The sequence below is a fragment of the Algoriphagus sp. TR-M9 genome (genome assembly GCF_027594545.1).
Classification (GTDB): Bacteria; Bacteroidota; Bacteroidia; order Cytophagales; family Cyclobacteriaceae; genus Algoriphagus; species Algoriphagus halophytocola.
In genome coordinates, this window is sequence record NZ_CP115160.1 from 2,931,883 (window position 1) to 2,957,598 (window position 25,716).

Genomic DNA, 25,716 nt, shown 5'->3' on the forward strand with positions numbered 1-25,716 from the left:
TTTCGGTAATCGAAGAAATCCAATTTAAAATCCAACCGCTTTCAACCCATCCCCAATAGAGGCAAATGCTTAACCCGATGATATGTCAAGGCTGCCTTGATACACTGCCTCAGCTCCTGCGCAGGAATTTCATCCTCCAGAGAAAAAAGGATCGCCCTATTCCCTTCGAAGGAAAATAGTCCCTCGAATGCCAGGCGAAAAGTAGGTACAAGCTTACTGGTACACTTGAAATACATGGCATAATGATGGGGATTTTTGGCTTTCCAATCCATCCTAAGCGTACTACCTTGCTTGGTCAGGTAACTGGGTTCACCCCATTTCAGAGTTTCCTCGATTCGTGCCAAACCTGGGATTTCTCCAGCAGCTTCCAGTACCAAAGCTCTCAAATCATACATTTTAGCCTGGACAAAGACCGGATAGGCCTGAAAGACCTCTTTTACCCTAGGGTCGGAAACCACTTCAAAATCAGTATTTACCATCATCAAATCGCACTCGCACCGGCATCTGCCACTTCATGATCATTTTCTACCGTACTTCCGCTCACACCGATAGCTCCGATGATTTCTCCTTTCTTGTTTTTGATGGGGATTCCTCCTGGAAAAGAAATCAGGCCTCCATTGGAATGCTCAATGTTATAGAGCGGCCCTCCAGGCTGAGATAAGCCTCCGATTAGTCCGGTATTCATATCAAAAAACCTGGCTGTTTTGGCTTTCTTGATAGCAATATCCAAAGATCCCAGCCAGGCCCCATCCATACGTGCAAAAGCCACCAGATTTGCTCCGGCATCCACCACTGCGATGTTCATTTTGGTATCTAGTTTTCCAGCCTTTTTCTTGGCATGGACAATTGCTTTTTCTGCTTGTTCCAGTGAAATCGTCATTTTTCCGATCAGTTTATATGAAAAGATTTTCCTTTAAGTTAGAAAAAATTAATGGAGCTAGCATTACCTGTCTGTTGTCAAATACTTATCAAATCCTACTGCATCAATAGAAAAAGAAAGTGATTAATCAAGTACGTGATTACAATTACCCAAACACCCCGTAGGAGCAAAAAAGGACCTTGGGTGGCTAGTAATCCATCAAAACTTTTGAAAGTTAAATCTAAATATCCCAACTAATGATATATTTTTGACAAACATGAAATCAAGCATGAAGGAAAACGTCACACTCTGGGATGATTATCTACCATGCGAGATTCCATATGACCGCTAAAAATCAATTATAATCATATGAAGTCCAGCCTACACAAGGCTACGCAGAAGTAATCAACCACACCATCGCAAGACATTCAGGTTCCCGAGATTCCATATCCTGGCATGAGTTTTCGGGGAGGCCATTGAAGCACCACGAATTTTATGAAAAAAGAAATGTTTAAAATAGCTATTCTAATACTTGGGTCCCTTTGTAGTGGGTGTAAGGAAGAGAAAACCCCAACTTCTGGCGACAGTGATATTTTTGTAGCGTTGCCATCCGACCCCGTTTTAGTAGAAAACACAAGTGGTGATTGGCTGGTGTATGACCTACATATCATAGCTCCTACGCTACACAAAGTAGATATCCTGGATCAGGACGGTATTCTGCTTTCCTACACCGATTTTATAAATCGAGATGATCAAAATATAGCCAGCATTTGGTTGGAATTTGAGGAAATCCAGACAGGGTCAACGCTCAGACACGAGTTTAATTATGTAGATGCTAATGAAGAGCCAAAGCAGCACATCTTTGAGTTGCTACTGCCGACTTCTCTTGAAGCCCCAAAAACCATTGATTTCCCTGTTCCTTCTGGAATTTGGCTTGCAGAAGGCGCTCCCAGCGAATCTTCCTACCATACCCGGGCTATCTTCCCTTTTCAGGAAATGTATTTTGATCCTGAACAAAAAGGGTATTTGATCGGTAACAATCCGCAACGCTATGCGATTGATTATGTGAGTCTGGAGAATGGATTGCCCTATAAAAATGACGGAAATAAGCTTACGGACTGGTATTGTTACGGCATGCCTATCCTAGCAGTAGAAGGAGGCAAAGTATTACTAACTGAAAACGCAGTGCCCGACAATCAAACGCCTGGAAAGTTGGATTATGAAACTACTGTGGACAATGTCACAGGTAATGTGGTGTACATTGAGCATGAGGACGGCTCCATTGGCACCTATTGCCACATGATACCTGGTTCGGTAATCGTCAACGTAGGTGATCAGGTAGAAGCCGGTCAGGAGTTAGGAAAGTTGGGCAATTCCGGAAATTCTTTTGCACCGCACCTACACATGCATGTCATGGCAAACCCTACTGGCAAGCCAATTATCGAGTATTCAGATGGCCTGTATTTTGAAAGTTTGCCCTATCGCTATGCAGGCTTCGAAAAACTCGGCAGTTTAGTCCCAGGTTATCTAGACCATCCCCCCCTAGCTCCTTTCGTCTCTACAAAATCTGAAAGTTTTGTAAACAGTTTGCCTGCTGAAAGTGATGTCATTGAATTTTAAAATTCCATGATGAAAAGGCCTATTTTGAAGGGAATTATAGTTCAAACACCTCTCTGATCCTAGCGATTCTAAACCCTTTACTTTCGACCAGCTTAGATTCGGCGCTTTCTGGATCGATTACTGGATTGGTATGATTGAAGTGTATGAAAATGACCTTGGCCCTTTCTTGGGCACTGAGCTCTTCAAATTTGCGCATACTTTCTAAAATAAAAGGATGCGGAATTTCTGACATATCTCTATTGTTCAGCTCTTTGCCGCTAAAAAAAGTAGCATCGATAAAGCCGTAATCTACATTTTTAATTTCAGCTGCTATATCTCGCTCCCACTTTTCCCACTTATCAATATCCGGGATAAAAAGAGCAGATTTGTTTGGCCCAAGGATTTTATAACCTACTGTTTCGGAATATTCATCTCTATGGGGCACCTGAAAGGGTATTACCCTTAACTCATCGGATAACTGCACGGCCTGAGCATTAGCCAGTGGATGAATGGCTATATTCCCTGCACTATGCAATTGGCTCCAAGGTCCATTTTCTTTCAAAAATGATTGCATTCCCGGCATCGCAAAAACAGGAACCTGCTGTGCCCCCATTGCTTCCTTTCCCAGAAACATCAGTCCCGCATAGTGCCCTATATGCGCATGGGTCAGGAAGATGCCATCCGGCATTTCATGTTCACTTTGTATGGCAAAATCCCTCAATTCTTTAGTCTGCGTACTGATATCCGGAGTGGCTTCAAACAGGTACTTCTTCTGTGTAGCAGCGTCAAAGAGCCCCAGGGAAACTACCTGCCGATCCTTATCAGGATTTTTGAATAAATCCCGGCAGCATGCTTTAGCACAGCCTATATGCGGAGACCCTCCATCCTGAATGGTGCCCAAAACGATTAGAGAGGTGGAAAACACAGCATTTTCTACTAGCTGAGTGTCAGCCAACTCATGAATTTGCTTTTCGCCACAGCTCGATAATAGCATGCAGCCCAAGAGCAATAAAGAACAAATCTTGAACATGGATTTGGAGAATGGGATTTCAGGGAATATAAGGTATATCCTGCCAAGATAGGCAGTAAATGATAATCAGTCCAAAACGATCCTGCGCCGATTTGAAGGTTAGTCTATTTGACGCACTCAGACCCTAATCGGTACTTTGCCTTAGTAAATGGAATGCGGGCTAGGTCTAGTTTGCAAGAATCTCACGCATGACCAATTCAGGTAAGCTTGGCCTCCTTGTTCATTTTGGATCATCCCGTCAAAAAAAATAAATTAACTGAAAATGAATCAGTTCAACCACTCATTAAGGAAAACATAATTAAATCCTATGCACAAATAAATTGTTTTATTAAATTTGCACTCCAATTCAAACACATGCGGATGTGGCGAAATTGGTAGACGCACTAGACTTAGGATCTAGCGCCGCGAGGCATGGGGGTTCGAGTCCCTCCATCCGCACAAAGGCTTCTCAGTGATCTGGGGAGCCTTTTTTCATTCTCCTGCAATGGGGATACAGTCCGCTTTATTTTTTCCATTTACAGCTCCCTGACCCCGGGTTGTTACTTTTTCTTTGTCATATAAAAGTAACCCATCAGCTTGCCTGCTAGACCTGCCCGGGCTCTTACGGATACCCAAAAAATTGGCGAATCAGAGTTCTTTTGGACCATCTACTGACTTTTAACTAGAGAAGGTGTACAATTACCGGTTTCTATCAAGCTAAAACCTCCTTTTGTTTTTTTGATTGCGGATAATCAGATAAATTATTCGCTAATCTTGATTAAAAACTAGTTTCAATAAAATCACCACCCCAAAAAACCTTTGTGTATGAAAGCCATCTGGAAAATATTCTCCTTGCTCCTTCTCCTTCCGGGATTGAGCTTTGCGCAAGCCAAAGTTGACACCATTAAGGTATTCAGCAATGCCATGAACAAGGAGCTGAAAGCAGCCGTTACCACTCCCTCTACTTATGACGGCAGCCAGCGCTTTGCAACCCTTTACCTGTTACATGGAGGCAGTGGCGCATTTAGCGATTGGCATCAAAAAGTCACCGAACCCGGTCTGGTAAACCGTCTCGCAGAGCAGTATAACCTCATCATTGTCACCCCCGGAGTCGGTCCTTCGAGCTATTATTTTGACAGTCCAACCATGGATTCTGTAAAATATGAAACCTACATCATCAAGGAACTTATCCCCCATATAGACCAAAATTACGCTACCCTGGCCAAGCGGGAATCCAGAGCCATCACAGGCCTATCCATGGGAGGTCACGGGGCCATAATGCTCAGTGCAAAGCACCCGGAACTTTTCGTCGCTGCCGGTAGCATGAGTGGGGTGATGAACATAGATACCAGAATGTGGAAGGTTCCTGCTGAATTCAGCAAGCTCAGAACCACCCAGCAGAAAGCGATGCTAGGAGAAGACATACAGTACGATGCACCATTTACCACCTATACAGCTGTGGGACTGGTGGATCGAATGAAAGAAAACGGCACAGCTCTCATCATAGACGTAGGTGTGGATGATTTTTTGATCGACACCAACAGGCAGATGCACGATATGCTCCTGGAAAACGGCACCCCACACACCTACATCGAACGCCCAGGAGCTCACACTTGGGAATATTGGACGGATGCACTTCCAGTACATCTTTTGTTTTTGGACCACTACCTGGCAAGAGAATAACACTCATGGAATAATCCCACAAAATGACCTCGCCTCATCGTTTGAGGTGATTCCTTTTATCCCCATCCCTTGTAGCCTAAGAACCTTACCTTTAAAAATGTATCCTTAGAATTTGACTAACTTCGCCTTTGGAAAACAATTTTCATTTCAGGAATCAGAAATCCATTCAACCTAAAAACACTTCTAATTCTGAGCGAAAATTTGCTTTTTGCAATGAACTTAATATCCCCATATGTCTCAATTTGATTCGATCAGGCCATTTTTTGATGCTGAAGCTAATGCAGCCATCCGCAAAATCGTAGATGACCCTATGATGGAGGCCATGATGAACTTCACCTTCCCTAATGACACCAAGGAACACTGGAAAGACCTCATGGTAAACACCTATTCCCTGCGGGATTTTCAGATCAAGTTCATCTACCCTGGCGTGCAAAAAGTATTGGAAAAGAGCTCCGAAGGCTTGAGCACCGGAGGATTTGAACAGCTGGAGCCAAATACTGCTTACCTTTTTATTTCGAACCATCGAGATATCATTCTGGACACATCTCTGTTGAATTCATGTCTGCATGAAAACGGACTGGTACTGACCACTTCTGCCATCGGCGACAATCTGATCAAATTACCTTTTCTGCACACCCTCTCCAGGTTGAACCGGAATTTTGCCATCAAACGGGGATTACAAGGCAGGGCGCTGTTGGAAAGCTCCCTACTTGCCTCATCTTACATCCACAAATCCTTGCTTAAGGAAAACCGCTCCGTATGGACTGCACAGCGTGAAGGCCGCACCAAAGATGGCAATGATGCCACACAGCGTGGGGTTTTGAAAATGTTGACTTTGGCCGAAGGTGGATCTAATCCTTTTGATTTCTTTGAAAAAATAAAAGTGGTTCCCATCTCGATTTCCTATGAGTATGACCCTACAGATGTCTTGAAAATGCCAGAGCTATTAGCAAAATCCAGAGATGAAAAATATGTCAAAAGCGAAAACGAGGATTTCATGAATTTGCTAAGGGGAATCATGGGAACCAAAAAACACATACATCTTCAGGTAAATGGGGTGCTGGATAAGGAAGTGAAAGCCATCAATGCTACTGATCAAAATCTATCCGAAAAGCTGGAAAACCTGGCAGCAGTCATTGACCGAAAAATCTGGCAAGGCTATAAACTATGGCCAAGTAATTACATCGCACATGACACCTTGAGTGCAAGCAATACCTACTCAGCACATTACACAGAAGAGGAAAAGGCTGCTTTCCTGCAGCGGATGCAACAGAAAATAGAGTCCAAAAATGAATTTCTGACTCAAAGCTTTCTATCCATGTACGCCAATCCTGTCAACAATTTCGAGAAAAGCAGGGGTTCAGCTTAATTCACCGGAAGTTTAATTCGAAAGCGGGAGCCTTCGCCTAGCTTGGAGTCAATACTCAAACACCCGGCTCGCTCTTGCACTAGCTGATTCACTAAGTTAAGTCCTAGGCCATAGCCAAGCTCACCTTGAGTGCCCTGAAGGGAAGCGGTTCTGCCTTGAAGTATGTCCTGGATTTGCTTTTCAGACATCCCCAGTCCATTGTCCTGCACTTCTATACTTAAGACTAGGTCCATATGCTTCCGGATCAGCTCTAGTTTCAACAAAATCTCACCTCCCGATTCGGTAAATTTAATGGAATTAGAAAGCAGGTTACCTAAAATCTGCAGCACATAGATTTTAGAAAATGGTTCAAACTGATTTTCTTCACTGACCTCCACTTTTAACTTAACCCCCTTCACGCGTACCTGCGGAGCCATTAGGCTTAAGATACTTTCCCGGAGATCGTTAAGATTTAATTCACCTTCTTTCGGTGAGGGTGTTTGCTGTTTATTGCTATCAGACTTCCTCTTCAGTATTTCATCAGAAAGATCCAATAGAGTGCTGCCACTCGCCTTGATCATTTCCACATACTCCAGCATTTCTTCCTTTTCCACCTCATCTTTATCCTCCAGCATGAGATTGGAAAGCCCAATAATTCCCCCTATAGGACCGCGGATATCATGTGCCAATTTTTTCTGAGAAAGTTCTGTGGATTTGTTTTGCTCCTTCAGTTTGGTTACCAAATTATTGACCCGCAGCCTATCCACTACTTGCCTCGCAATAAGCCTCAATATATCTTTTACCTCCTCCGAAAGGCTCATCAAATTAGAATCCATCACGCAAAGCGCTCCCAGATTGTAACCATCTGGCGAAGTCAATGGCACTCCCATGTAATAGCGCAAATTAGGAGCACCTGCCACATAAAACTTGTCCTTAAACCTCTCATCTTCAGACAAATCCCTCACCTCAAAACTCTCATCAGGACCTCCTTGAATCGTGTATTGACACACAGAATCCTCCTTGGGCATTTGGGAAACATCTACCCCAAATGAAGATACACTCCACTGAGTAAATGAATCTATAAGGTTGATCAATGAAACTTCAGTACCTGAAACTCTAGCAGCCAACTCAGTCAAAAAATCCAACCCAAGTTTAGGTTCATAGTAATCCACGCCAAGATTACTAAGCGCCAACAGTCGCTCTAATTCGTATTCATCTTGGGCAGATATATGATTCATTTTATTACTTTTAAATCCCTAGCTCCCAAAAGTGTCCAATTCAATCTTTTATCCCAAAAATGAACCACTCTTTTTTCACTCGAATCCAATCACCTCTACAATTAATTCCATTAGCTTTTCGATTTAAAGGGCTCAGCCTGTTGATTTTTCTGTTACTCCTCCGGACAACAGTTTCCGCTCAGTCGGAAATGCAAGCCGTGGGACAAATCACGACCCCTTATGGAGAAATTTTGATCGCGCTGGATGATCGAACTCCAAACCATAAAGAAAGCTTCATAGAACTAGCAAATGCTGGCTATTGGGATTCCTTGACCTTTAATCGTGTCATTCCAAACTTTGTAGCCCAAGCGGGTTGCCCAGATACCGAAGAAGGATTTAACGATCCGGAATATCTGTTGGAACCAGAATTTGTCCCAGAACTGAAACACGTATATGGTGCTGTGGGAGCTGGGCGGGATGATAATCCCGGAAAATTGTCGGCGAGATGCCAATTTTACATTGTACAGAATCCAAGCGGCCTACATAGACTGGATGGAGATTATACGGTCTTTGGTCAGGTCATTCAAGGCATGAGCGTGATCGAGCAGATCGTAAGAGTAAAGCGAGATGGGGCCGATGAACCATTAAAACCAATAACTTTGAATGTAGAGATCATTCAACTTCCAAAAGAAGAAATCTCCAGAATGTCTAATTAATGGACTAAAAATCAGATTACTCCCAAAATGTCCAATCTTAAACAACCCATCAAAATCCTTGTAGTCGGCTGCGGAAACATGGGAATCTCGCACGCCACAGCCTACCACAATTTTCCAGAATTTGAAATCTGTGGTCTAGTCTCCCGCGGCGATTCCAAAAGCAAACTAAACGAGCAACTTCAGGCAAATTATCCACTTTTTAAAGATTTCGACCAGGCTCTATCCCAAACCAAACCTGAGGCAGTTTGTATCTCAACCTATCCGGATACGCATGAGAATTTTGCTTTGAAAGCATTGGAAGCAGACTGCCATGTGTTCATAGAAAAACCACTGGCAGATTCTATCGCAGGATGCGAGCGAATCATCTCCAAAGCTAAAGAGGTGCAAAAAAAAGTTATCGTAGGTTATATTCTCAGGCATCACCCCTCCTGGATAAGGTTTATCGAAGAAGCTGAAAAGCTAGGCAAACCCCTCGTGATGCGCATGAACCTGAACCAGCAAAGCCAAGGCTACATGTGGGATGTGCATCGCAATTTGATGAAAAGCCTAAGCCCGATTGTGGATTGCGGAGTGCACTACATTGATGTGATGTGCCAGATGACTCGATCCAAACCAGTCTCGGTTTCGGCAATCGGAGCCAGACTCACGGAAGACATTTCAGAAGATAACTACAACTACGGCCAACTTCAGATTCGCTTTGCAGACGGTTCTGTAGGTTGGTACGAGGCCGGCTGGGGACCAATGGTGAGCGAGACAGCGTTTTTCGTGAAGGATGTCTTTGGTCCAAAAGGTGCAGTTTCCATCACAGCCAAAGATGCTGGAGCAAGTGGTCAATCTGACCATGTGGATTCCCACACTAAAACCGAATCTATTCGCGTGCATCATGCTGAAATTGATTCTGAAAATAAGTTTACACAGCCAGATAAATGGATAGATCTTGCCGACGAGCCAAATCATCAGGAGCTTTGCAATCGGGAGCAGCTGTATTTTCTAAAAGCAATTCAAGAAGACATCGACTTAGCCGATCACTTAGAAGATGCGCTGAATAGCCTGAAAATCGCTTTCGCCTGTGACGAATCTGTGAAAACCGGCGAAACAGTAAAATTATAATCTATGGAAATTAGTTTGGGGATTTAGGTCAAACACCCTAATTTCCATTTTGCTTTAGATATGAAATCAAGCATGACCATAAGCGACACACAGAGGGATGATTATAATTCATGCGAAGATTCCATGTGACCTTAAAAAAAATTATAAACACATGAAATATAAAACAGTACTTATTACAGGAGGGGCATCCGGAATAGGACTCGCTATGGTTCAGCTTTTTGCTGCCAAAGAAACCAAAGTTTACTTCATCGATATCAATCCCGAAATCGGAGAAAAAGTAGCTCAGGAAGAGCGGGACAAAGGTTTCGATGTGACCTTTCTTTGCGGAAGCGTGGCTGACCCTGCCGAAACCGAAAAGTTAATTAACTCCATTCCCGGAAAAATAGACATTCTGATCAATAATGCCGGTGTTTCCCATATCGGAAAGGTGGAAAACACCAGCCCGGAAGATTTTGACCGGGTATTCCAAGTGAATGTGAAAGGCATGTTCAACTGCACCAAGTCGGCACTTCCCAAACTGAAAGAAAATGGAGGCGGATCCATTTTGAACATGGCTTCTGTCGCGGCTACTATCGGCATTCCTGACCGTTTTGCATACAGCATGACCAAGGGAGCGACCCTTTCCATGACTCTGAGCATTGCGCGGGATTACGTGGCTTATGGCATTCGCTGCAATTGTCTTTCCCCAGGGAGGGTGCATACCCCGTTTGTGGATGGCTTTTTGGCAAAAAACTATCCGGGACAGGAGAAGGAGATGTTTGAAAAACTTGCCGCTACTCAGCCGATTGGAAGAATGGCTACCCCAGCAGAAATCGCAGAACTTGCCTATTTTGTGAGTTCGGACGCAGGTAGCTTTATCACAGGAACGAATATTCCGATCGACGGAGGTTTCTTGGGACTGAAAATGTGAGTGGATTTACGAATTAAGAAATACGATTTACGAGTTCAATGCATTGATTGAGCTTAATTATAAATTTTGACTTCTAACATCTTGACTCTTATATCTTTTGTCTTGAATCTAAAATCTTAATACTCGATACTAACTACTTAATACTTAAAAATGAAACTTATACGATTCGGCGAAGCCGGAAAAGAAAAACCAGGAATTCAAAGCGCAACGGGCAAATACTTGGATTGCTCAGGCTTCAAGGAAGACTGGAATGAAGAATTTTTCACCAATAACGGACTAGCCAGACTTCAGGAATGGTTGCATGCCAACGAGGAGAACCTACACGAAATCCCTGCAGATTCTAGAATCGGATCTCCTATCGCCAGACCTTCCAAAATCATCTGCATCGGACTGAACTACCGCAAGCATGCCATAGAATCCGGAATGCCGGTGCCTGAGGTACCTATCATTTTCATGAAAGCAACTTCTTCGCTATGCGGGCCATTTGACAATATTTTGATTCCAAAGAACTCAGTAAAAACGGACTGGGAAGTAGAACTGGCAGTAGTAATCGGCAAGCGCGCGAAATATGTAAGCAAAGAAAATGCGATGGAATATGTTGCTGGATATTGCGTCCACAATGATGTATCCGAGCGTGATTTTCAGTTGCACCATGGTGGCCAGTGGGTGAAGGGCAAAAGTGCCGACAACTTCGCTCCTCTTGGGCCAGTATTGGTTACCAAGACAGAAATCCAGGATCCGCACAACTTAAGACTTTGGCTGAAACTGAATGGTAAAATGCTTCAGGACAGCAATACTTCTGATCTGGTTTTTGACATCCCAGAATTGATCGAGCACCTGAGCCAATACATGACTTTGCTGCCAGGTGATGTGATTTCTACGGGTACTCCAGCGGGAGTTGGGCTGGGACTCACTCCTCCTACTTACCTCAAAGAAGGCGATGTGATCGAGCTTGGCATCGAAGGATTAGGCGAAGCAAAGCAAACAGCAATCAACGATCCTGAAGCATGAGACTGGATTCCCACCAGCACTTTTGGAAATACAATCCTGAAAAGCACTCCTGGATCACCGATGACATGAAGGTGATCCAGCGTGATTTTCTTCCTGATGATCTTTTGCCAATTTTGAAAGAGCATCAGATTGACGGTTGCGTGGCTGTGCAGGCTGATGAGAGCATTCGGGAAACCGCTTTCCTGTGTGATCTGGCGCAAGAACACGAGCAGATCAAAGCCGTAGTAGGCTGGGCAGACCTTGGCTCTGATGAGTTAGACAAGGATTTGGATCAATTTGCTTCGCAAAAAAAACTCAAAGGTTACCGCGAGATTTTGCAGGCAAAGCCTGTGGATTATATGCTGCGCAAGGAATTTATCCGAGGCATTGAGAAACTTGGGAAGCGTGGTTATACCTACGATATTCTGATTTTCCACAATCAGTTGGAAGCTGCTTTACAATTTGTGAAAAAAGCTCCTGAACAACCATTCGTTATCGACCACATTGCCAAGCCAAATATCAAACTGGGCATTTGGCGAGAGTGGAAAAAGGAAATGGCTTTGCTGGCAGAGCGGGACTATATTTTCTGCAAAGTATCCGGCATGATCACCGAGGCTGATTGGAAAAACTGGACTCCAAGCGATTTGGAAGTGTATCTGGAGGTTGCCCTAGAGCTTTTTGGCCCTAAGCGCCTAATGTTTGGAAGCGACTGGCCTGTTTGTAAAGTTGCTGGAGAATACGAACAAGTATTGGAAATCATCGAGCGATTTACAGATAGACTTTCCAAAACAGAGAAAGAAGCAATGATGGGAAATACTGCGGCAGAGTTTTATGGGATTTGAAAAGTCGACAGACAACAGTCAACCGACCACAGCAATCGAAGAATAAATATAAATTTTAAATCACCCACTGTGGACAGTTGTCAGTGGACCGTGGACAATAAAAACAACAATGAACCTAAACCTAACCAATAAAGTCATTCTGATTTCCGGAGGAGCCAAAGGCATCGGCGGGGCAATTTCCAGAGGATTGATAGCCGAGGGAGGCATTCCCGTGATGATTGATCCTTCGGAAAAAGAAGGAGCCGAAATCCTCGCTTTGGGCGAAGCCTATCAGATCCCTATCCGACTTTTCGAAGCTATTGATTCTGAAAAAGTAGTCCAACTCACCCTGGAGAAATACGGGAGAATTGATGGGTTAGTGAATAACGCAGGAGCAAATGACAGCGTAGGGTTGGAAAAAGGTAGCCCGGATGCTTTTGAAAAATCGGTAGCCAAAAACCTGAATCACTACTACCATTTGGCACATTTTGCCCTGCCTCATTTGAAAAAAGCCAAAGGAAGCATAGTGAATATCAGCAGCAAAACTGCCGTTACCGGACAGGGAGGAACTTCAGGCTACACCGCAGCCAAAGGCGCTCAGCTCTCACTCACCAGAGAATGGGCTGTAGAGTTGCTCCCTTACGAAATCACCGTGAATGCAGTCATTCCAGCGGAAGTATATACCCCACTCTACGAAAACTGGATCAATACTTTTGATGATCCAAAAGCCAAACTAGAATCCATTACCGCAAAAATCCCCCTGGGAAAACGGATGACTACCCCGGAAGAAATCGCTTCGATGACCATTTTCCTACTTTCAGCCCAAGCCAGACATATCACCGGACAGCACCTGTTCGTGGATGGCGGATATACCCATCTTGACCGATCTTTATAAAAACAACCATGACCCAAAAACCTGCATTAGTCCCAAAAAACCTCCTACTCCCATTTATTCTCATCACCTCGCTTTTTGCGCTGTGGGGTTTCGCAAATGACATCACCAATCCCATGGTGGCGGCGTTCAAGAGAGTGCTCGAACTCAATAACACGCAGGCTTCCTGGGTACAAATGGCTTTTTACGGAGGCTATTTTACCATGGCTTTGCCAGCAGCCTTTTTTATCAAAAAGTATTCTTACAAAACTGGAATTCTACTTGGTTTGGGACTTTATGGTTTCGGAGCTTTGCTGTTTTATCCAGCTGCAGCTTGGGAGAGTTACGGCTTTTTCCTGGCTTCATTGTACATCCTGACCTTTGGTTTGGCGTTCTTAGAAACCACCGCCAATCCCTACATTCTATCTATGGGACCTGAAGCTACAGCTACACAGCGATTAAACTTGGCGCAAGCATTTAACCCCATGGGAGCCTTGGCTGGTTTGTTCGTTGCCAAGCAATTTATATTGAATGCACTTCAATCGAATGCAACCGATTCGGATGGGAATATTATCTTCTCCTCACTGGATGAATCTGCAAAAGCTGTGATCCGTACCGCAGATCTGATGGTGATTAGAAATCCATACGTGATGCTAGGCTTAGTGGTCATTGCGATCCTGGTAATCATCGCACTGGTGAAAATGCCGGAAAACAAGGAAACCGGGAAGGTGGAGTTTAAGGCCACGATGAGCCGGCTGTTGAAAAACAGAAATTTCGTAGAAGGTACGCTAGCGCAAATGTTCTATGTGGGCGCTCAAATCATGGTTTGGACCTACATCTACCAGTATGCGGAAGTGCTGGGCATCTCCAACGCTGACGCTGTGAATTATGGGTACGCTGCATTGGTGATATTCTTAATCGGACGCTGGGTTTGTACCTTTTTGCTTCGCTACATTTCACCGACTAAGTTGCTGAGTATTTTCTCTGGATTGGCTATTTTGTTCACTGCTGGAGCTATTTTCCTTCCGGGAATGGCTGGTTTGTATTCCCTGGTGGCGATCTCCTTTGCTATGTCCCTGATGTTCCCAACCATTTACGGGATAGCTTTGGATGGATTGGGCGAGGACTCCAAGTTTGCAGCTGCATATCTTGTGATGGCGATTGTAGGCGGGGCCATTATGCCAACGCTGCAAGGAATGATCATGGATATCGGTGGGGCTGCCTATGACGACACCTTGATTTTGGGAGTTCCTGAGGTAAACTTCTCCTTTATACTTCCGCTTGCATGTTTTGTGATGGTGTTGTTGTTTAGTTTGAGAGTTAAGAAAGTGGCAAAGTTGGAAGGTTTTAGTAATTGAAAAATTGGAAGATTGTAAGATTATTCAATCGGTAAACAAGGCATTTGTTGCGCAAGTCTTCAAACCTGTCTGCAGTCAGGCAGGCTTGTGCAAACTTAATTGCAGTCTATAGACTGCATTATCATAAGTCCAAGTCATGAGACTTGAACTAGTAAAGATTTTGAACTAATTGACAGAAATAGAAACATGAAAACCCAAACCTTTGTATTGATTTGCGACCTGAAAGACAGCGAGGAAGCTAAGATAGGCTATGATGCCTGTCACAAAGCCGTGGCGCCTGAGATCATTGAAAGCATTCGTGATGCAGGTGTTCTGCAAATGACTATTTATCGCTGGGAAAACAGGCTAACCATGCTGATGGTGACAGATGAAGAATTCACTTTCGAGAAAAAGGCTAAAATGGACCTCGCCAATCCAGCTGTGCAGAAGTGGGAGAAATTTCTGTCCAACTATCAAACCAATTTACCCGGAACACCAGAAAACTGGAGGTGGGCTCCTATGACCAAAGTTTTTGATTTTCACGCCTAAAACATAACCTATGAAAAAGCCACTTTTAATTCTTAGCCTCCTCATGTGCAGCATATTTGCCAATGCTCAAGAACTCATTCTCCCCCTGTGGGAAGGAACGCCTCCCCTTCAGAATGACCTAGGGTTGCAGGAGAAAGCTGTAGAAGAGGGAATTATCCGGATAGAAAATGTACAGATTCCGCAGATCGAAGTTTTTCTACCCAGCAAACAAATGCGTACGGGTCAGGCTGTGGTGATTTTCCCTGGAGGTGGATATCATATTTTGGCTTATGACTGGGAAGGTCGGGACTTCGCCAAGTGGCTGAATACACAAGGAATCGTTGGGATAGTTGTAAAATATAGGCTGCCGGATTCTAAATCTCTCACTGATGCCAAGGAAGTTCCTTTGCTGGATGCTCAGCGCGCAGTTCGACTTGCTAGGCATCATGCCGAGGACTGGCTTATCGATCCTGCGAAGATCGGGGTAATGGGGTTTTCTGCGGGGGGGCATCTGGCCTCTACCGTCAGTACCCAGTATGACCATGAAGTGGACAGAGCAGAAGATGCTATAGATGCACTTTCAGCTAGACCTGATTTTTCTATTTTAGTTTATCCGGTGATTTCGTTCAGGGATGCAAGCGCGCATTCAGGTTCCAGAAAAAACTTGATCGGGGAAAATGCGAGCCAAGAACTAATCGATCGCTTCTCAGGTGAACTGAACGTAACCGCTGAAACACCTCCCACATTCTTGGTTCATGCGCAGGACGACGGTGGAGTTCCTATAGAAAACAGTTTCCTTTATTACGATGCTTTGAACGCGCACAAAGTCCCTGCATCTCTACACATCTATCCCAAAGGTGGCCATGGCTTTGGTTTTGGGCTGGGAAAAGGCCCAGTCGCAGGTTGGAGAGATGTGTTGTTGGACTGGATGGAGGATTTGGAATAGTTCCGTCATTGCGAGGGAGGCACGACCGAAGCAATCTCGATATTTTATGACGGGATTGCTTCCCCGACTCATCGGGGCAGGCTGTGCCTCGCAATGAACGAAATGTGCACCACGTCATGGCGAGGGAGGCACGACCGAAGCAATCTCTTGCTATTCGTCATTGCGAGGGAGGCACGACCGAAGCAATCTCGACATTTTATAATGGGATTGCTTCGTGCCTCGCAATGACGGTAAATACGAGCTTAAACCACACCCATAGAAGTGACTTTAAAAACAGTAGATCTCCTAGAAAAAGTCTTAATCACCATTCCTTAATCTCATCCCATAAATCTTCCCATTCAGGATTCAAGGAATTGATTAAACCCTCTTTGGCTTTCCTACTACCACCTTTAATCTGCTTTTCTCTCAAAATTGCCTCTTCAATCGAATGAAAAGATTCAAAAAAAACTAATTTGGTCAAGTTATATTTAGCTGTAAAGGTATTGGGATTGAGTTTATTTCTATGTTCATACACTCTTCTAAGAAGATCATTTGTCACACCAGTGTAAAGTACTGTATGTCGTAGGTTGGTCATAATGTAAACAGCTCCTCCTTTTTGCATGTATTAAATTAATCAATTTTCTTAACGTCATTGCGATGGAGGCACGACCGAAGCAATCTCTTGCTATTCGTCATTGCGAGGGAGGCACGACCGAAGCAATCTCGATATTTTATGACGGGATTGCTTCCCCGACTCATCGGGGCGGGCTGTGCCTCGCAATGACGGTAAATACGAGCTATATTGTCGGGATTGCTTCCCCGACTCATCGGGGCAGGCTGTGCCTCGCAATGACGGTAAATACGAGCTATATTGTCGGGATTGCTTCCCCGACTCATCGGGGCGGGCTGGGCCTCGCAATGACGAAAACTATTATCAATCTTTCAATTAACATAAATGATCAAAGTAATAGCATTCGACGCTGACGATACCCTTTGGGTGAATGAACCCTTTTTTCGGGAAGCTGAGGAAGAATTTGCCAGCTTGATGGAGGCATTTATGCCCAGGCATAGCAGCATCAAAGAACTCTACCGAACCGAAATTGAGAACCTAAACCTTTACGGGTATGGCATCAAAGGCTTTATGCTTTCCATGATTCAGACGGCTATGAGGATTTCTGACCATAAAATCCCGGTAAAACTGATTGAACGGATCTTGGAAATCGGTAATGAGATGCTGTTAAAACCAGTAGAGATTCTACTGGGAGTAGAAGAAGTTCTTGCTGATCTAAATCAAGATTTCCGCCTGGTAATGGCTACCAAGGGGGATTTAGTAGATCAAGAACGAAAACTGAAGAAGTCGGGACTGGATCATTATTTCCACCATATTGAGATTATGAGCGAGAAGAAAGAAGCAGATTTCGCGAAACTGATCCGTCACCTCGATGTAGCTCCAAATGAATTTCTGATGATGGGAAACAGCCTGAAATCAGACGTATTGCCAGTATTAGCACTTGGCGGGCATGCTATTCATATTCCTTTTCACATCACCTGGGAGCACGAAAGAAGCGAACACGAAGTAAAACATGAGAACTTCTACCAAGCAGAGCACATTGCTCAGGTGGTGGATATGATAAAGGGGATGTAAGAAGTTTGATGTCCGATGCTTGATGTATCTTTTGTTCTTCAACTGCAATTGTAAGAAAAACTTTATGAACCCAAGCTTCAATTTGTATGCATTTTGTAAAGAGGCAAACTGCAAGTGCATAATATACTACGAGTAGTGATCACTGCTCTTTTCAGCTTTCTCCTTTAAGACTTCAGCCTTTATATCCTCGACTGATAAGTATATAACTGATAATACCTTCCTTCCAGCGCAATCAATTCCTCATGCCTGCCTCGCTCCACGATATGGCCTTTTTCCACCACCAATATCTGATCTGCCTGACGAATGGTACTCAATCTATGGGCGATCACAAAAGTCGTTCTGCCCTTCATCAGCTCCTTCAAACTGGCCTGAATCAAGGTCTCTGATTCCGTATCCAAATTAGAAGTCGCCTCATCCAAAATCAAAATCCTAGGATCCGCCAAAATTGCTCTGGCAATCGCAATACGCTGCCTTTGTCCTCCTGATAGCTTCACTCCTCTCTCTCCGATCAAAGTATCCAGCCCATCTTCAAATCGATCCGTGAACTCCTGCACATGGGCTGCCACTACGGCATTTTGCAAATCCTCGGCACTGGCATTGGGTCTGGGGAAAAGTATATTCTCTTTTATCGTCCCTTCAAATAAGAAATCATCCTGAAGAACTACACCCAATCTAGAGCGAAATGATTCTAAAGTAACCGTTTGCAGATCATTTCCATCTAAGGTGATTTTACCAGAATCAGGGTTTAAAAAAGTAGCTGCGAGTCCCGCTATGGTTGTTTTCCCTGAACCAGATGTTCCTACCAAAGCAGTTACCGAACCTGCCGGAGCATGGAAACTCACCCCTTTGATTACATCCTTATTTTCCTCATAGGCAAAGGATACATCCTCAAATTTTATATCGCCTCTAAATTCCTTTAAAGCTAAATTTCGTGTGCGATCATCCGCCTCCAAGGGCGTATTCATAATTTCCTCTGTACGATCCAAACCTGCAAAAGCTTCGGTGAGCTGAGACCCAATGTTGGACATCTGTACGATCGGCGCAATCATAAAACCCAAGTAAAGCGTGAACGCAAGGAAATCACCAAAGGTCATATCGCCTTGCATGATCATGTAGCCGCCCATTCCCATGATACCGGCAGAAGCCAAACCCAAAAGCAAGGCTCCTGCAGAGGTCACAAAGCTGGTAGCTGTCAAACTCGCTTTCACATTCTGAAACAACTCATCTACACCTTTAGCAAACGTATTGATCTCCTGCTGTTCGGCATTGAAGCCTTTGATCACTCGGATTCCTCCCAGCGTTTCGGTCAGTCTTCCAGTTACCTGCGCATTGATTTTACCGCGTTCGCGGAAAATGGGACGAATGCGCCCAAAAGCCTTTAAGGAAACCAAGCCAAAGATCACTACCGGAAGCAGCACATAAAGTGTCATCATCGGACTGATACTGATCAACAAAAAAAGTGAAATTACTGCCGTGAGGATCCCTCCTATCATTTGCGCGAAACCTGTTCCTACCAAATTCCGAACACCTTCCACATCGGTCATGATTCTGGAAACCAGCTCACCGGTTTTCGCATTGTCAAAGAATCGAATCGGAAGCTTGATGATATGCGCCTGCACCTGAGATCTGAGTTTGGAAATCAGGTTCTGGGCTTCCACACTTAGAATTTGCGTCAGCGCATAGGAAGTGGTGGACTGCACCACGATGGCGAGCACTACCCCTCCGATCAGCCACTTGAGCATGGTGAGATCATTGGAAGGAATTACCTCATCGATGAGGATTTTACTGGCTCCGGGCAGTACCAAACTGGCCAGACGGGAGATGATAATTAAAAAGAGACCTAAAAACAAGTGCTTACGGCGGGGCCAGATAATCGTCTTGAAGACCTGCCCCATGGTCACTTTGCGTTCCGCTGTTCTTGCCATGAAATAGTGTGTTTGATCAGGAAAACCCAATTTGAACAATTCGGGTTCATAATCAGAACAAGAAAAAACGAGTTGCTTATTTTGATGTGAAACTGTAGTAAAACCCTCTTTCATAAGCTTCAATAATTCTGAAACTACTTTAGGTATTACCTAAATATTCTTTTATATTACAGCCTATTTTTTCACCATGAAAACAATTACTGTCACATCTGCCATTTGGAAAAAGAAAGGAGTGGTTTTACTCCAGTTTGGCTATGATCGAGCGCTAATAGAGCTAGTCAAAACCCTGTCCAAGGCAAAATGGAGTTCAGAAAAGAAAGCTTGGTTCATTCCTTACTCAGAAGACATTTTAGATCAACTTCTAACTCACTTCAAAGGGAAGGTCTGGCTAGATTATTCAGATTTTGACCAAATCAAACAGGAACAAATACCTGCCACACTACCCGAACTAGCTAGCGATCTAGCGCAAGAAATCGGAAAGTTTGTAGCATGGATGCAAAACAAACGCTATGCAGAATCGACCATAAAGACCTATAGCCAGAGCTTGAGCCTGTTCTTTCGATTTACAAATAATAAAAAGCCTGTAGAAATTATCACGGAAGATTTGGAGAACTTCCATCAAAATTATATTCTTAGGAGAAAATACTCAGTTAGCTTTCAGTCCCAAGTCATCAATGCAGTGAAGTTGTATTTTTCTAACAAGCAAAAACGCAAGCTGGAACCTGAAGGGATCGAACGGCCGAAAAAGCCAAAACAGCTTCCCCATGTACTCAGCAAAGAAGAGGTGAAAGACATACTCTTAGCACACAAAAATATAAAGCACAGAACAATGCTCAGCCTCATCTATGCATGTGGATTAAGACGAAGTGAGTTGATAAACCTCAGGCTTGAAGATGTGGAATCGAAAAGGGGGCTGCTGCGGGTGAATGATGGAAAAGGAGCCAAAGACCGGATAGTTCCGATTAGTAAGAAAGTCATAGACATGCTCCGGGAATACTATAAATTAGAAATGCCCCTCACCTATTTGTTTGAAGGTGCAAAGGCAGGACATACATATTCCCCTAAGAGCTTGGAGAATGTACTTAATCAGGCTGTAAAAAAAGTTGGGATGAAGAAGAAACCCACCCTACATTGGCTACGGCACTCCTATGCTACCCATTTACTAGAAAGTGGTACAGACCTGCGATATATTCAAGAATTACTAGGTCACAAGAGCAGTAAGACCACAGAGATCTATACGCATGTTTCCACCAAGTCATTAGGACAAATCAAATCCCCTTTCGATGATTTATAGAAAAATAAACGCCATAAACTATGGTAATTTGTGGCGCATAGCCACCCAAAATCAGTAGATAAACGCCACAAAATGGCGCAAATAAATAAGTTATAGGCAATTATTCAACAAACTATGAGTGTAAAAAAAAGTGTTTTAGAAACTAAAACAGATAGAGAATTAGAAGAATATATTAAAGAAGGAAATAGGTTTGTTCCAGAAGCAAATATATTAGCATATGAAATTCTAAAATCAAGAGGTAGAGAATTTACAGAATTAGAAACACAAAGAATAATGTTTTTGGTATCTGAAAAAAACAAAGTAAAAGAAATTATTATACATCCAAATCACAAAAAAGCAGCAAATGTAATTTATTTGTCAGCAGGATTAGGTTTTATTAATGTAATTCTTAGTCCTGAAACACTCAACAATAGTTTTGGAATTATTATTGCAATTTTCACGTTAGGAATAATTATTGGGATTGGTTATTTAGTGAGTAAAGGTAATGATTGGATAAAATATGTTTTATTAGTTTTAATGATATTTGGTTTAATTGGTATACCATTTATAATTATGAACATTGTAAATAATCCAATTGTGGGAATTGTTAATATTATTCAAACAGCGTTACAGATTTATGCAATCGTTTTACTTTTTAAAGTACCAAAAACAAATTAATAATAACTGCCTATAACAAGGGTTTGGCGCAATGGCGGGTTAAGGCTAAAAATTGAAGTTTCGGCTTTCTATTTCGCAAAAAGCCAATTATATTGACTTTTTTCTTAAATTTATTCAATTAATTGGCTTTTGCTTACCGTGTCGCTAAATTGAAACTTTTCGCTTCAATTTCCGCCACTGACGCCAAGCCCCGAAACGTTAGGCACAATAAAAGATGATACATAAGATAGTACATATAAAGAACCTAGGACGCTACAAGCAATTCGTTTCATCAAATGAAAACTGGGATGGTGTTCTAAGCAAAGTCAATGCAATTTATGCGGATAACGGTTCTGGTAAAACAACATTTACACAATTAATTAAATCCCTCAAAGGAGATTTCCAGCGTATCGTAAAAAGAAGGTCATTTGGTGTCAATGAAAAGATAGATGTACTGCTAATTGATGATAATCACAAGCAATTAAAATTCACAGGTAGTAAGTGGAACAAGACCATTAATGACATTGAAGTTTTTGATACTTATTACATCGATTCAAATGTCTACTTGATAACTCTAGGGAATTTAGATAAAAGAGGAACCTTTTTTGAAATTGTAGTCGGTGATAAAGGAGCTAAAATTGCTGATGAAATTATACGATTAAGGGGATTAAGAAAGAAAAAGAGCCAGCAAAGACGCAATTATAAATACGCCATAAAAAAAACAGAAGACGAACAGAAGATTAAGGATTTAAACAGCAAAATTGAAAAATCCCAAAATGACTCTGCTGAAATAACAAAAGAACTAAAGAAACTAGATAATAGTCTAGTAACGGTTGCTGAAAAATTTGGACGCACCTACCTTGATAAGATTAATGAATACTTAAAACTGTTTAACCCTAATATTCAATTGACCAAACTGAATAAAAAAGGCAGTCGGTTTGTTTACTACATAAAAATTAAAGAATTCGATGTTAGATCTGACTCGGAATCCATTTCTTTAAGACATACTTTAAGCGAAGGAGATAAAAGCTCTCTTGCCCTTGCATTTTTTCTTGCCCGACTTAAAATTCAAGAAAATTTAGACAAGAAAACAATAATCTTTGATGACCCTATTTCTAGCTTCGACAGTTCCAGGAGAAGTGTTACAATTAATCAACTTGTTTCATTGTCTAAACGATGCAAACAATTTATTCTACTGAGTCACGACATCAATTTTGTTAAGGATTTTATTTCACGCTCTGAAAATTGTAAAAGCCTAAAAATTGTTTACAAGAATTCAACAAGTGCCATAATTCCTCACAATATTGAATTAGAAACAATGACAGGTATTTATAAGGACTTAACGGTCATGCACAATTTCTTGGAAAAGGGTGAAACATCAGAATTTGATAAAAGGGAAGTTGTAAGATGTATTAGACCTAGTGTTGAAGGGATGTTTAGACTAAAGTACTTTACGATTTTTAAATCAGATGACTGGCTTGGAGATATGTTAAAATCAATTCGGGAATCAGAACAAAATGAACCGCTGAATAAACTTCAACCAATTTTAGATGATTTATCTGATATTAATGATTATTCAAAGTCTTACCATCACTCCAACCCAAACTACCTAGAAATTCCACTAAATAGTGAGGAACTTAGAAACTATGTTAATCGGACAATCGATTTAATTCAAAAAATATAACTGTGCCTAACATCGACTATAGCAAATGCGGGCTGACTGCTTAAAAATGAAGATATTACAACTAAATAACTTTACGGTAAGCTGACAAGAAAGCGGTTTCAAAAACCCGCACTTGCCATAGCCAGGGCCGTTAGCTACAACCTAAAAAACGAAAAGGAATGAACGTAAATTATCCAGACATACTTCAAGAGATTGAGTTTTACAACATTGAAGGTAGAACCGAAAGTGCCGCTTTCTTGATGTGGTACTTGGAAAAGTATTTTCGCCTCGACCAACAATTAGCAATTGACTCAGTTTGTGATAATAACGGTGATAAAGGGGTTGACGGAATCTACCTTAATGAAGGATTAGGTACAATAGATATTTTTCAGACCAAAATTGCCCAAAGTGATAAGAAAACTATTGGGGACACTACACTAAAAGAATTTATAGGAACCCTAGACCAATTCGCAACAAAAGAAAAACTAGAAAATTTAATAAAAACGGCAGGAAAAGCACAAGTCGCCTCCTTAGTTAAAAGACTTGACCTGCCAGAAAAGTTGGACGCTTATAAAATCCGTGGAGTATTCGTTACAAATGTTGATTTATCAGCTGACGGTCAAGCTCTTTTAAATGAAATTGACAATGTTGAGTTTTTTGGTAAGACAATTTTGGAAGAACAATATATAAGTGACAAAAAAGAAATAAACCTACTAGCAGAAGCAAAATTTGATGTTTCTGAAAATGAAACCACAAAATATTTCGCTGATTCAGATACTGTTACTTACATAGCACCTATAAAAGCGAAGGAATTAGTCCAATTAGATGGAATAAATGACCAATCAATTTTCGATTACAATGTAAGGGGTGCATTAGGTAATACGAAGATTAACAAAGGTATCGTAAGAAGCATTAAAGACCCTTCACTACATAAACAATTTCCATTATTCCATAATGGGATAACAATTGTGGCAGAAGACGTTGAGAAAGATGACGAATCCTTAACGATTAAAAAGTTCTACGTTGTAAATGGCTGTCAAAGTCTTACTTCTCTGTATCGTAATCAGTCTCACCTAACCGATGACTTAAAGGTTCTAACCAAAGTCATTAAGGTGCCAATAAATTCTTCTTTATCATCAAAGATTACCGAGTATTCTAACAGCCAAAACGGAGTAAAACCAAGAGACTTTAAATCATACAATCAAATTCAAATAAGATCACAAAATGAAATAGCTGATAAGTTTGGGGAAGAATATTATTATGAAATAAAACGTGGTGACAAAACCCCTGATGGCCTAAAAGTAATATCAAATGAATTTATGGGAGTCTTTCTTATGTCCTTTGATTTGGAAGAACCGTGGAACACTCATAGAAAATACCAGGTCTTTGAAGATGCATATAATAAACTGTTTGCAAGACCTGAAGTCACAGCTTATCGGATAATTTTCATTCAAGTTCTAGATGAAGTCCTCACAGAAAAAATAAATGATATTGAGAATCAACTTATAGCTAGGTATGCTTTAACCAAATATGCTTTGATGTATATAACTAAAGGCATATTGATGAATGATACAGTTGGTAATTCATTAATTCAATCGCCTAATGACTTTGTGAAGAACTCAGAAAGTAGAGAAAATTTAAGGCAAGCATTAAGGGTAATAATTGATGATATTATAATTGACCTAAATGCAGAAGTTGGTGATTTAGACGAAGACTTTGATTACAAATCAAGCTTACGAAATGACGACTGGGTCAAAAAACTAAATCGAAATATTGTAACGAACTACTTAAAACAAATTAAGCGAAATAGAATCCCAAGCTTTCAAGAAGAATGGGAAAAGGCAGTAGCTAACAATGGCTAAAAAATCATAACTGCCCTGCGGGACAGCAACGCTTTTTAGCCGGAACGTTGGGTTTAATTTAAGAACATATGGAAAAGACAAATTTATTCGATTCACCAATTAAGATATTAGGAGGCTCCATATTGCTAGTTGAAGGTATTCTAGCCATCGTGTTGGCAAAGGGAAATTTAGATGCTAGTCACAAATCATGGATTATCATAGGGATGCTGGTAGCTTTGTTTTTGACAATTGTTAGTGCTGTTTTGATGCATTGGATTGACAATAGGCAATCACTTCCTTCAGTCACTAAAGACACTGAATACAAAACTTATGAGTATGATGTTTTTATTGCATTTCCTATTGCAGCTATAAAAAGCAAAGTAGAAAGGGCTGAGATTAACGAATTTGCTAATAATCTAGAAACAGAACTTAAAAAGATAGGCTATAAAAGAATCTTCAATGCCTCTTTACATTTTTCTAATAATCATGAGCACCAACCACCTAAAGTCGCAGCTAAAACTGATTTAGAAGCAATTGAAAAAAGTAGAAATTTTCTTTTAATATACCCTGTTAAGACTCCAACGAGTGCACTAATTGAGTTGGGATTCGCAATGGGAGGTCAAAAAAATATAATTATGTGTTCAGTTGACATTCATACTTTACCTTTTTTGGCTAGAGGATTTAGTGAAGCTTTTCGCAATGTCAACTATTTAGAATATTCCGATAATGAGCATTTAATAAATATGCTTGTTGAGAATAATGAAGAATACTTTAAAAAGTAAACTAAAC

At 41.8% G+C, this 25,716-nt stretch carries 24 protein-coding genes and 1 tRNA gene; 19 read left to right on the forward strand and 6 right to left on the reverse strand.

Features of this window, described 5'->3' with window-relative positions; translation table 11 throughout:
* Positions 1 to 41: 41 nt before the first annotated feature.
* Positions 42 to 482, reverse strand: coding sequence for a DUF1801 domain-containing protein (locus PBT90_RS12285; protein WP_264810881.1), 441 nt, complete (start codon positions 480 to 482; stop codon positions 42 to 44).
* A complete protein-coding gene (locus tag PBT90_RS12290; protein ID WP_264810882.1) occupies positions 482 to 880 on the reverse strand; it encodes a GlcG/HbpS family heme-binding protein in 399 nt (132 codons plus the stop codon). Before PBT90_RS12290 ends, PBT90_RS12285 begins: the two co-directional genes overlap by 1 nt.
* Before the next feature lie 474 nt (positions 881 to 1,354).
* Here PBT90_RS12290 and PBT90_RS12295 point away from each other — a divergent pair, with 474 nt between their 5' ends.
* Positions 1,355 to 2,479 (forward strand): M23 family metallopeptidase, encoded by a 1,125-nt coding sequence (locus tag PBT90_RS12295; RefSeq protein WP_264810883.1) that lies wholly within the window; start codon positions 1,355 to 1,357, stop codon positions 2,477 to 2,479.
* 34 nt (positions 2,480 to 2,513) lie between these two features.
* On the opposite strand, the gene PBT90_RS12300 is transcribed toward PBT90_RS12295, so the two are convergent.
* Positions 2,514 to 3,488: an MBL fold metallo-hydrolase gene (locus PBT90_RS12300; protein WP_264810884.1), complete on the reverse strand. Its 975-nt coding sequence runs from the start codon at positions 3,486 to 3,488 to the stop codon at positions 2,514 to 2,516.
* Between the two features lie 356 nt (positions 3,489 to 3,844).
* On the opposite strand from PBT90_RS12300, the gene PBT90_RS12305 reads away from it, so the two are divergent.
* The 3 genes from PBT90_RS12305 (at position 3,845) to PBT90_RS12315 (ending at position 6,519) form a co-directional block, all read left to right on the forward strand.
* Positions 3,845 to 3,926 (forward strand) — tRNA-Leu (locus PBT90_RS12305).
* Positions 3,927 to 4,292: 366 nt separating this feature from the next.
* Positions 4,293 to 5,150, forward strand: a complete 858-nt coding sequence (locus tag PBT90_RS12310) for an alpha/beta hydrolase (protein WP_264810885.1) — start codon at positions 4,293 to 4,295, stop codon at positions 5,148 to 5,150.
* Between the two features lie 232 nt (positions 5,151 to 5,382).
* Positions 5,383 to 6,519 (forward strand): 1-acyl-sn-glycerol-3-phosphate acyltransferase, encoded by a 1,137-nt coding sequence (locus PBT90_RS12315; protein WP_264810886.1) that lies wholly within the window; start codon positions 5,383 to 5,385, stop codon positions 6,517 to 6,519.
* Here the strand turns inward: PBT90_RS12315 and PBT90_RS12320 are convergent.
* Positions 6,516 to 7,736, reverse strand: a complete 1,221-nt coding sequence (locus PBT90_RS12320; RefSeq protein WP_264810887.1) for a sensor histidine kinase — start codon at positions 7,734 to 7,736, stop codon at positions 6,516 to 6,518. The genes PBT90_RS12315 and PBT90_RS12320 overlap by 4 nt on opposite strands.
* 188 nt (positions 7,737 to 7,924) lie before the next feature.
* On the opposite strand from PBT90_RS12320, the gene PBT90_RS12325 reads away from it, so the two are divergent.
* From PBT90_RS12325 to PBT90_RS12365, 9 genes are all read left to right on the forward strand, one after another.
* The gene (locus tag PBT90_RS12325; RefSeq protein ID WP_264811445.1) at positions 7,925 to 8,431 is read left to right on the forward strand and encodes a peptidylprolyl isomerase; all 507 of its coding nucleotides are present in this window, start codon (positions 7,925 to 7,927) and stop codon (positions 8,429 to 8,431) included.
* 27 nt (positions 8,432 to 8,458) lie between these two features.
* Positions 8,459 to 9,541: a Gfo/Idh/MocA family protein gene (locus tag PBT90_RS12330; protein WP_270129499.1), complete on the forward strand. Its 1,083-nt coding sequence runs from the start codon at positions 8,459 to 8,461 to the stop codon at positions 9,539 to 9,541.
* A gap of 151 nt (positions 9,542 to 9,692) precedes the next feature.
* Entirely contained in the window at positions 9,693 to 10,451 is a 759-nt protein-coding gene (locus tag PBT90_RS12335; protein ID WP_264810889.1) for an SDR family NAD(P)-dependent oxidoreductase, read from the forward strand.
* 150 nt (positions 10,452 to 10,601) lie between these two features.
* Positions 10,602 to 11,462: a fumarylacetoacetate hydrolase family protein gene (locus PBT90_RS12340; protein WP_264810890.1), complete on the forward strand. Its 861-nt coding sequence runs from the start codon at positions 10,602 to 10,604 to the stop codon at positions 11,460 to 11,462.
* Positions 11,459 to 12,283, forward strand: coding sequence for an amidohydrolase family protein (locus PBT90_RS12345; RefSeq protein WP_264810891.1), 825 nt, complete (start codon positions 11,459 to 11,461; stop codon positions 12,281 to 12,283). The genes PBT90_RS12340 and PBT90_RS12345 overlap by 4 nt, the downstream gene beginning before the upstream one ends.
* 109 nt (positions 12,284 to 12,392) lie before the next feature.
* A complete protein-coding gene (locus PBT90_RS12350) occupies positions 12,393 to 13,157 on the forward strand; it encodes an L-fucose dehydrogenase (RefSeq protein ID WP_264810892.1) in 765 nt (254 codons plus the stop codon).
* Positions 13,158 to 13,165: 8 nt separating this feature from the next.
* Positions 13,166 to 14,491 (forward strand): L-fucose:H+ symporter permease, encoded by a 1,326-nt coding sequence (gene fucP, locus PBT90_RS12355; RefSeq protein ID WP_264810893.1) that lies wholly within the window; start codon positions 13,166 to 13,168, stop codon positions 14,489 to 14,491.
* A gap of 186 nt (positions 14,492 to 14,677) precedes the next feature.
* Positions 14,678 to 15,019: an L-rhamnose mutarotase gene (locus PBT90_RS12360; RefSeq protein WP_264810894.1), complete on the forward strand. Its 342-nt coding sequence runs from the start codon at positions 14,678 to 14,680 to the stop codon at positions 15,017 to 15,019.
* A 10-nt stretch (positions 15,020 to 15,029) separates the two neighbouring features.
* Positions 15,030 to 15,944 (forward strand): alpha/beta hydrolase, encoded by a 915-nt coding sequence (locus PBT90_RS12365; RefSeq protein WP_264810895.1) that lies wholly within the window; start codon positions 15,030 to 15,032, stop codon positions 15,942 to 15,944.
* Between the two features lie 301 nt (positions 15,945 to 16,245).
* On the opposite strand, the gene PBT90_RS12370 is transcribed toward PBT90_RS12365, so the two are convergent.
* Positions 16,246 to 16,545, reverse strand: coding sequence for a GIY-YIG nuclease family protein (locus tag PBT90_RS12370; protein ID WP_264810896.1), 300 nt, complete (start codon positions 16,543 to 16,545; stop codon positions 16,246 to 16,248).
* Positions 16,546 to 16,878: 333 nt separating this feature from the next.
* On the opposite strand from PBT90_RS12370, the gene PBT90_RS12375 reads away from it, so the two are divergent.
* Complete coding sequence (locus tag PBT90_RS12375) at positions 16,879 to 17,568, forward strand: HAD family hydrolase (RefSeq protein WP_264810897.1); 690 nt, start codon at positions 16,879 to 16,881, stop codon at positions 17,566 to 17,568.
* Positions 17,569 to 17,747: 179 nt separating this feature from the next.
* Here PBT90_RS12375 and PBT90_RS12380 read toward each other — a convergent pair whose 3' ends face one another.
* A complete protein-coding gene (locus tag PBT90_RS12380; RefSeq protein WP_264810898.1) occupies positions 17,748 to 19,493 on the reverse strand; it encodes an ABC transporter ATP-binding protein in 1,746 nt (581 codons plus the stop codon).
* A 187-nt stretch (positions 19,494 to 19,680) separates the two neighbouring features.
* Between PBT90_RS12380 and xerA the strand changes: the two genes are divergently transcribed.
* The 5 genes from xerA to PBT90_RS12405 all read left to right on the forward strand — a co-directional run bounded on the left by xerA (position 19,681) and on the right by PBT90_RS12405 (position 25,709).
* Positions 19,681 to 20,787 (forward strand): site-specific tyrosine recombinase/integron integrase, encoded by a 1,107-nt coding sequence (xerA, locus tag PBT90_RS12385; RefSeq protein WP_264810899.1) that lies wholly within the window; start codon positions 19,681 to 19,683, stop codon positions 20,785 to 20,787.
* A 114-nt stretch (positions 20,788 to 20,901) separates the two neighbouring features.
* Positions 20,902 to 21,444: a hypothetical protein gene (locus PBT90_RS12390; RefSeq protein WP_264810900.1), complete on the forward strand. Its 543-nt coding sequence runs from the start codon at positions 20,902 to 20,904 to the stop codon at positions 21,442 to 21,444.
* Between the two features lie 214 nt (positions 21,445 to 21,658).
* Positions 21,659 to 23,107 (forward strand): AAA family ATPase, encoded by a 1,449-nt coding sequence (locus PBT90_RS12395; protein WP_270129507.1) that lies wholly within the window; start codon positions 21,659 to 21,661, stop codon positions 23,105 to 23,107.
* A gap of 158 nt (positions 23,108 to 23,265) precedes the next feature.
* A complete protein-coding gene (locus tag PBT90_RS12400; protein WP_270129509.1) occupies positions 23,266 to 24,948 on the forward strand; it encodes an AIPR family protein in 1,683 nt (560 codons plus the stop codon).
* A gap of 68 nt (positions 24,949 to 25,016) precedes the next feature.
* Positions 25,017 to 25,709 (forward strand): hypothetical protein, encoded by a 693-nt coding sequence (locus tag PBT90_RS12405; RefSeq protein WP_264810903.1) that lies wholly within the window; start codon positions 25,017 to 25,019, stop codon positions 25,707 to 25,709.
* Positions 25,710 to 25,716: the final 7 nt, after the last annotated feature.

Coding starts and splice junctions, on each gene's coding strand:
- PBT90_RS12285 (WP_264810881.1), bottom strand. CDS start 482: ATGATGGTAAATACTGATTTTGAAGTGGTTTCCGACCCTAGGGTAAAA.
- PBT90_RS12290 (WP_264810882.1), bottom strand. CDS start 880: ATGACGATTTCACTGGAACAAGCAGAAAAAGCAATTGTCCATGCCAAG.
- PBT90_RS12295 (WP_264810883.1), top strand. CDS start 1,355: ATGAAAAAAGAAATGTTTAAAATAGCTATTCTAATACTTGGGTCCCTT.
- PBT90_RS12300 (WP_264810884.1), bottom strand. CDS start 3,488: ATGTTCAAGATTTGTTCTTTATTGCTCTTGGGCTGCATGCTATTATCG.
- PBT90_RS12310 (WP_264810885.1), top strand. CDS start 4,293: ATGAAAGCCATCTGGAAAATATTCTCCTTGCTCCTTCTCCTTCCGGGA.
- PBT90_RS12315 (WP_264810886.1), top strand. CDS start 5,383: ATGTCTCAATTTGATTCGATCAGGCCATTTTTTGATGCTGAAGCTAAT.
- PBT90_RS12320 (WP_264810887.1), bottom strand. CDS start 7,736: ATGAATCATATATCTGCCCAAGATGAATACGAATTAGAGCGACTGTTG.
- PBT90_RS12325 (WP_264811445.1), top strand. CDS start 7,925: ATGCAAGCCGTGGGACAAATCACGACCCCTTATGGAGAAATTTTGATC.
- PBT90_RS12330 (WP_270129499.1), top strand. CDS start 8,459: ATGTCCAATCTTAAACAACCCATCAAAATCCTTGTAGTCGGCTGCGGA.
- PBT90_RS12335 (WP_264810889.1), top strand. CDS start 9,693: ATGAAATATAAAACAGTACTTATTACAGGAGGGGCATCCGGAATAGGA.
- PBT90_RS12340 (WP_264810890.1), top strand. CDS start 10,602: ATGAAACTTATACGATTCGGCGAAGCCGGAAAAGAAAAACCAGGAATT.
- PBT90_RS12345 (WP_264810891.1), top strand. CDS start 11,459: ATGAGACTGGATTCCCACCAGCACTTTTGGAAATACAATCCTGAAAAG.
- PBT90_RS12350 (WP_264810892.1), top strand. CDS start 12,393: ATGAACCTAAACCTAACCAATAAAGTCATTCTGATTTCCGGAGGAGCC.
- fucP (WP_264810893.1), top strand. CDS start 13,166: ATGACCCAAAAACCTGCATTAGTCCCAAAAAACCTCCTACTCCCATTT.
- PBT90_RS12360 (WP_264810894.1), top strand. CDS start 14,678: ATGAAAACCCAAACCTTTGTATTGATTTGCGACCTGAAAGACAGCGAG.
- PBT90_RS12365 (WP_264810895.1), top strand. CDS start 15,030: ATGAAAAAGCCACTTTTAATTCTTAGCCTCCTCATGTGCAGCATATTT.
- PBT90_RS12370 (WP_264810896.1), bottom strand. CDS start 16,545: ATGCAAAAAGGAGGAGCTGTTTACATTATGACCAACCTACGACATACA.
- PBT90_RS12375 (WP_264810897.1), top strand. CDS start 16,879: ATGATCAAAGTAATAGCATTCGACGCTGACGATACCCTTTGGGTGAAT.
- PBT90_RS12380 (WP_264810898.1), bottom strand. CDS start 19,493: ATGGCAAGAACAGCGGAACGCAAAGTGACCATGGGGCAGGTCTTCAAG.
- xerA (WP_264810899.1), top strand. CDS start 19,681: ATGAAAACAATTACTGTCACATCTGCCATTTGGAAAAAGAAAGGAGTG.
- PBT90_RS12390 (WP_264810900.1), top strand. CDS start 20,902: ATGAGTGTAAAAAAAAGTGTTTTAGAAACTAAAACAGATAGAGAATTA.
- PBT90_RS12395 (WP_270129507.1), top strand. CDS start 21,659: ATGATACATAAGATAGTACATATAAAGAACCTAGGACGCTACAAGCAA.
- PBT90_RS12400 (WP_270129509.1), top strand. CDS start 23,266: ATGAACGTAAATTATCCAGACATACTTCAAGAGATTGAGTTTTACAAC.
- PBT90_RS12405 (WP_264810903.1), top strand. CDS start 25,017: ATGGAAAAGACAAATTTATTCGATTCACCAATTAAGATATTAGGAGGC.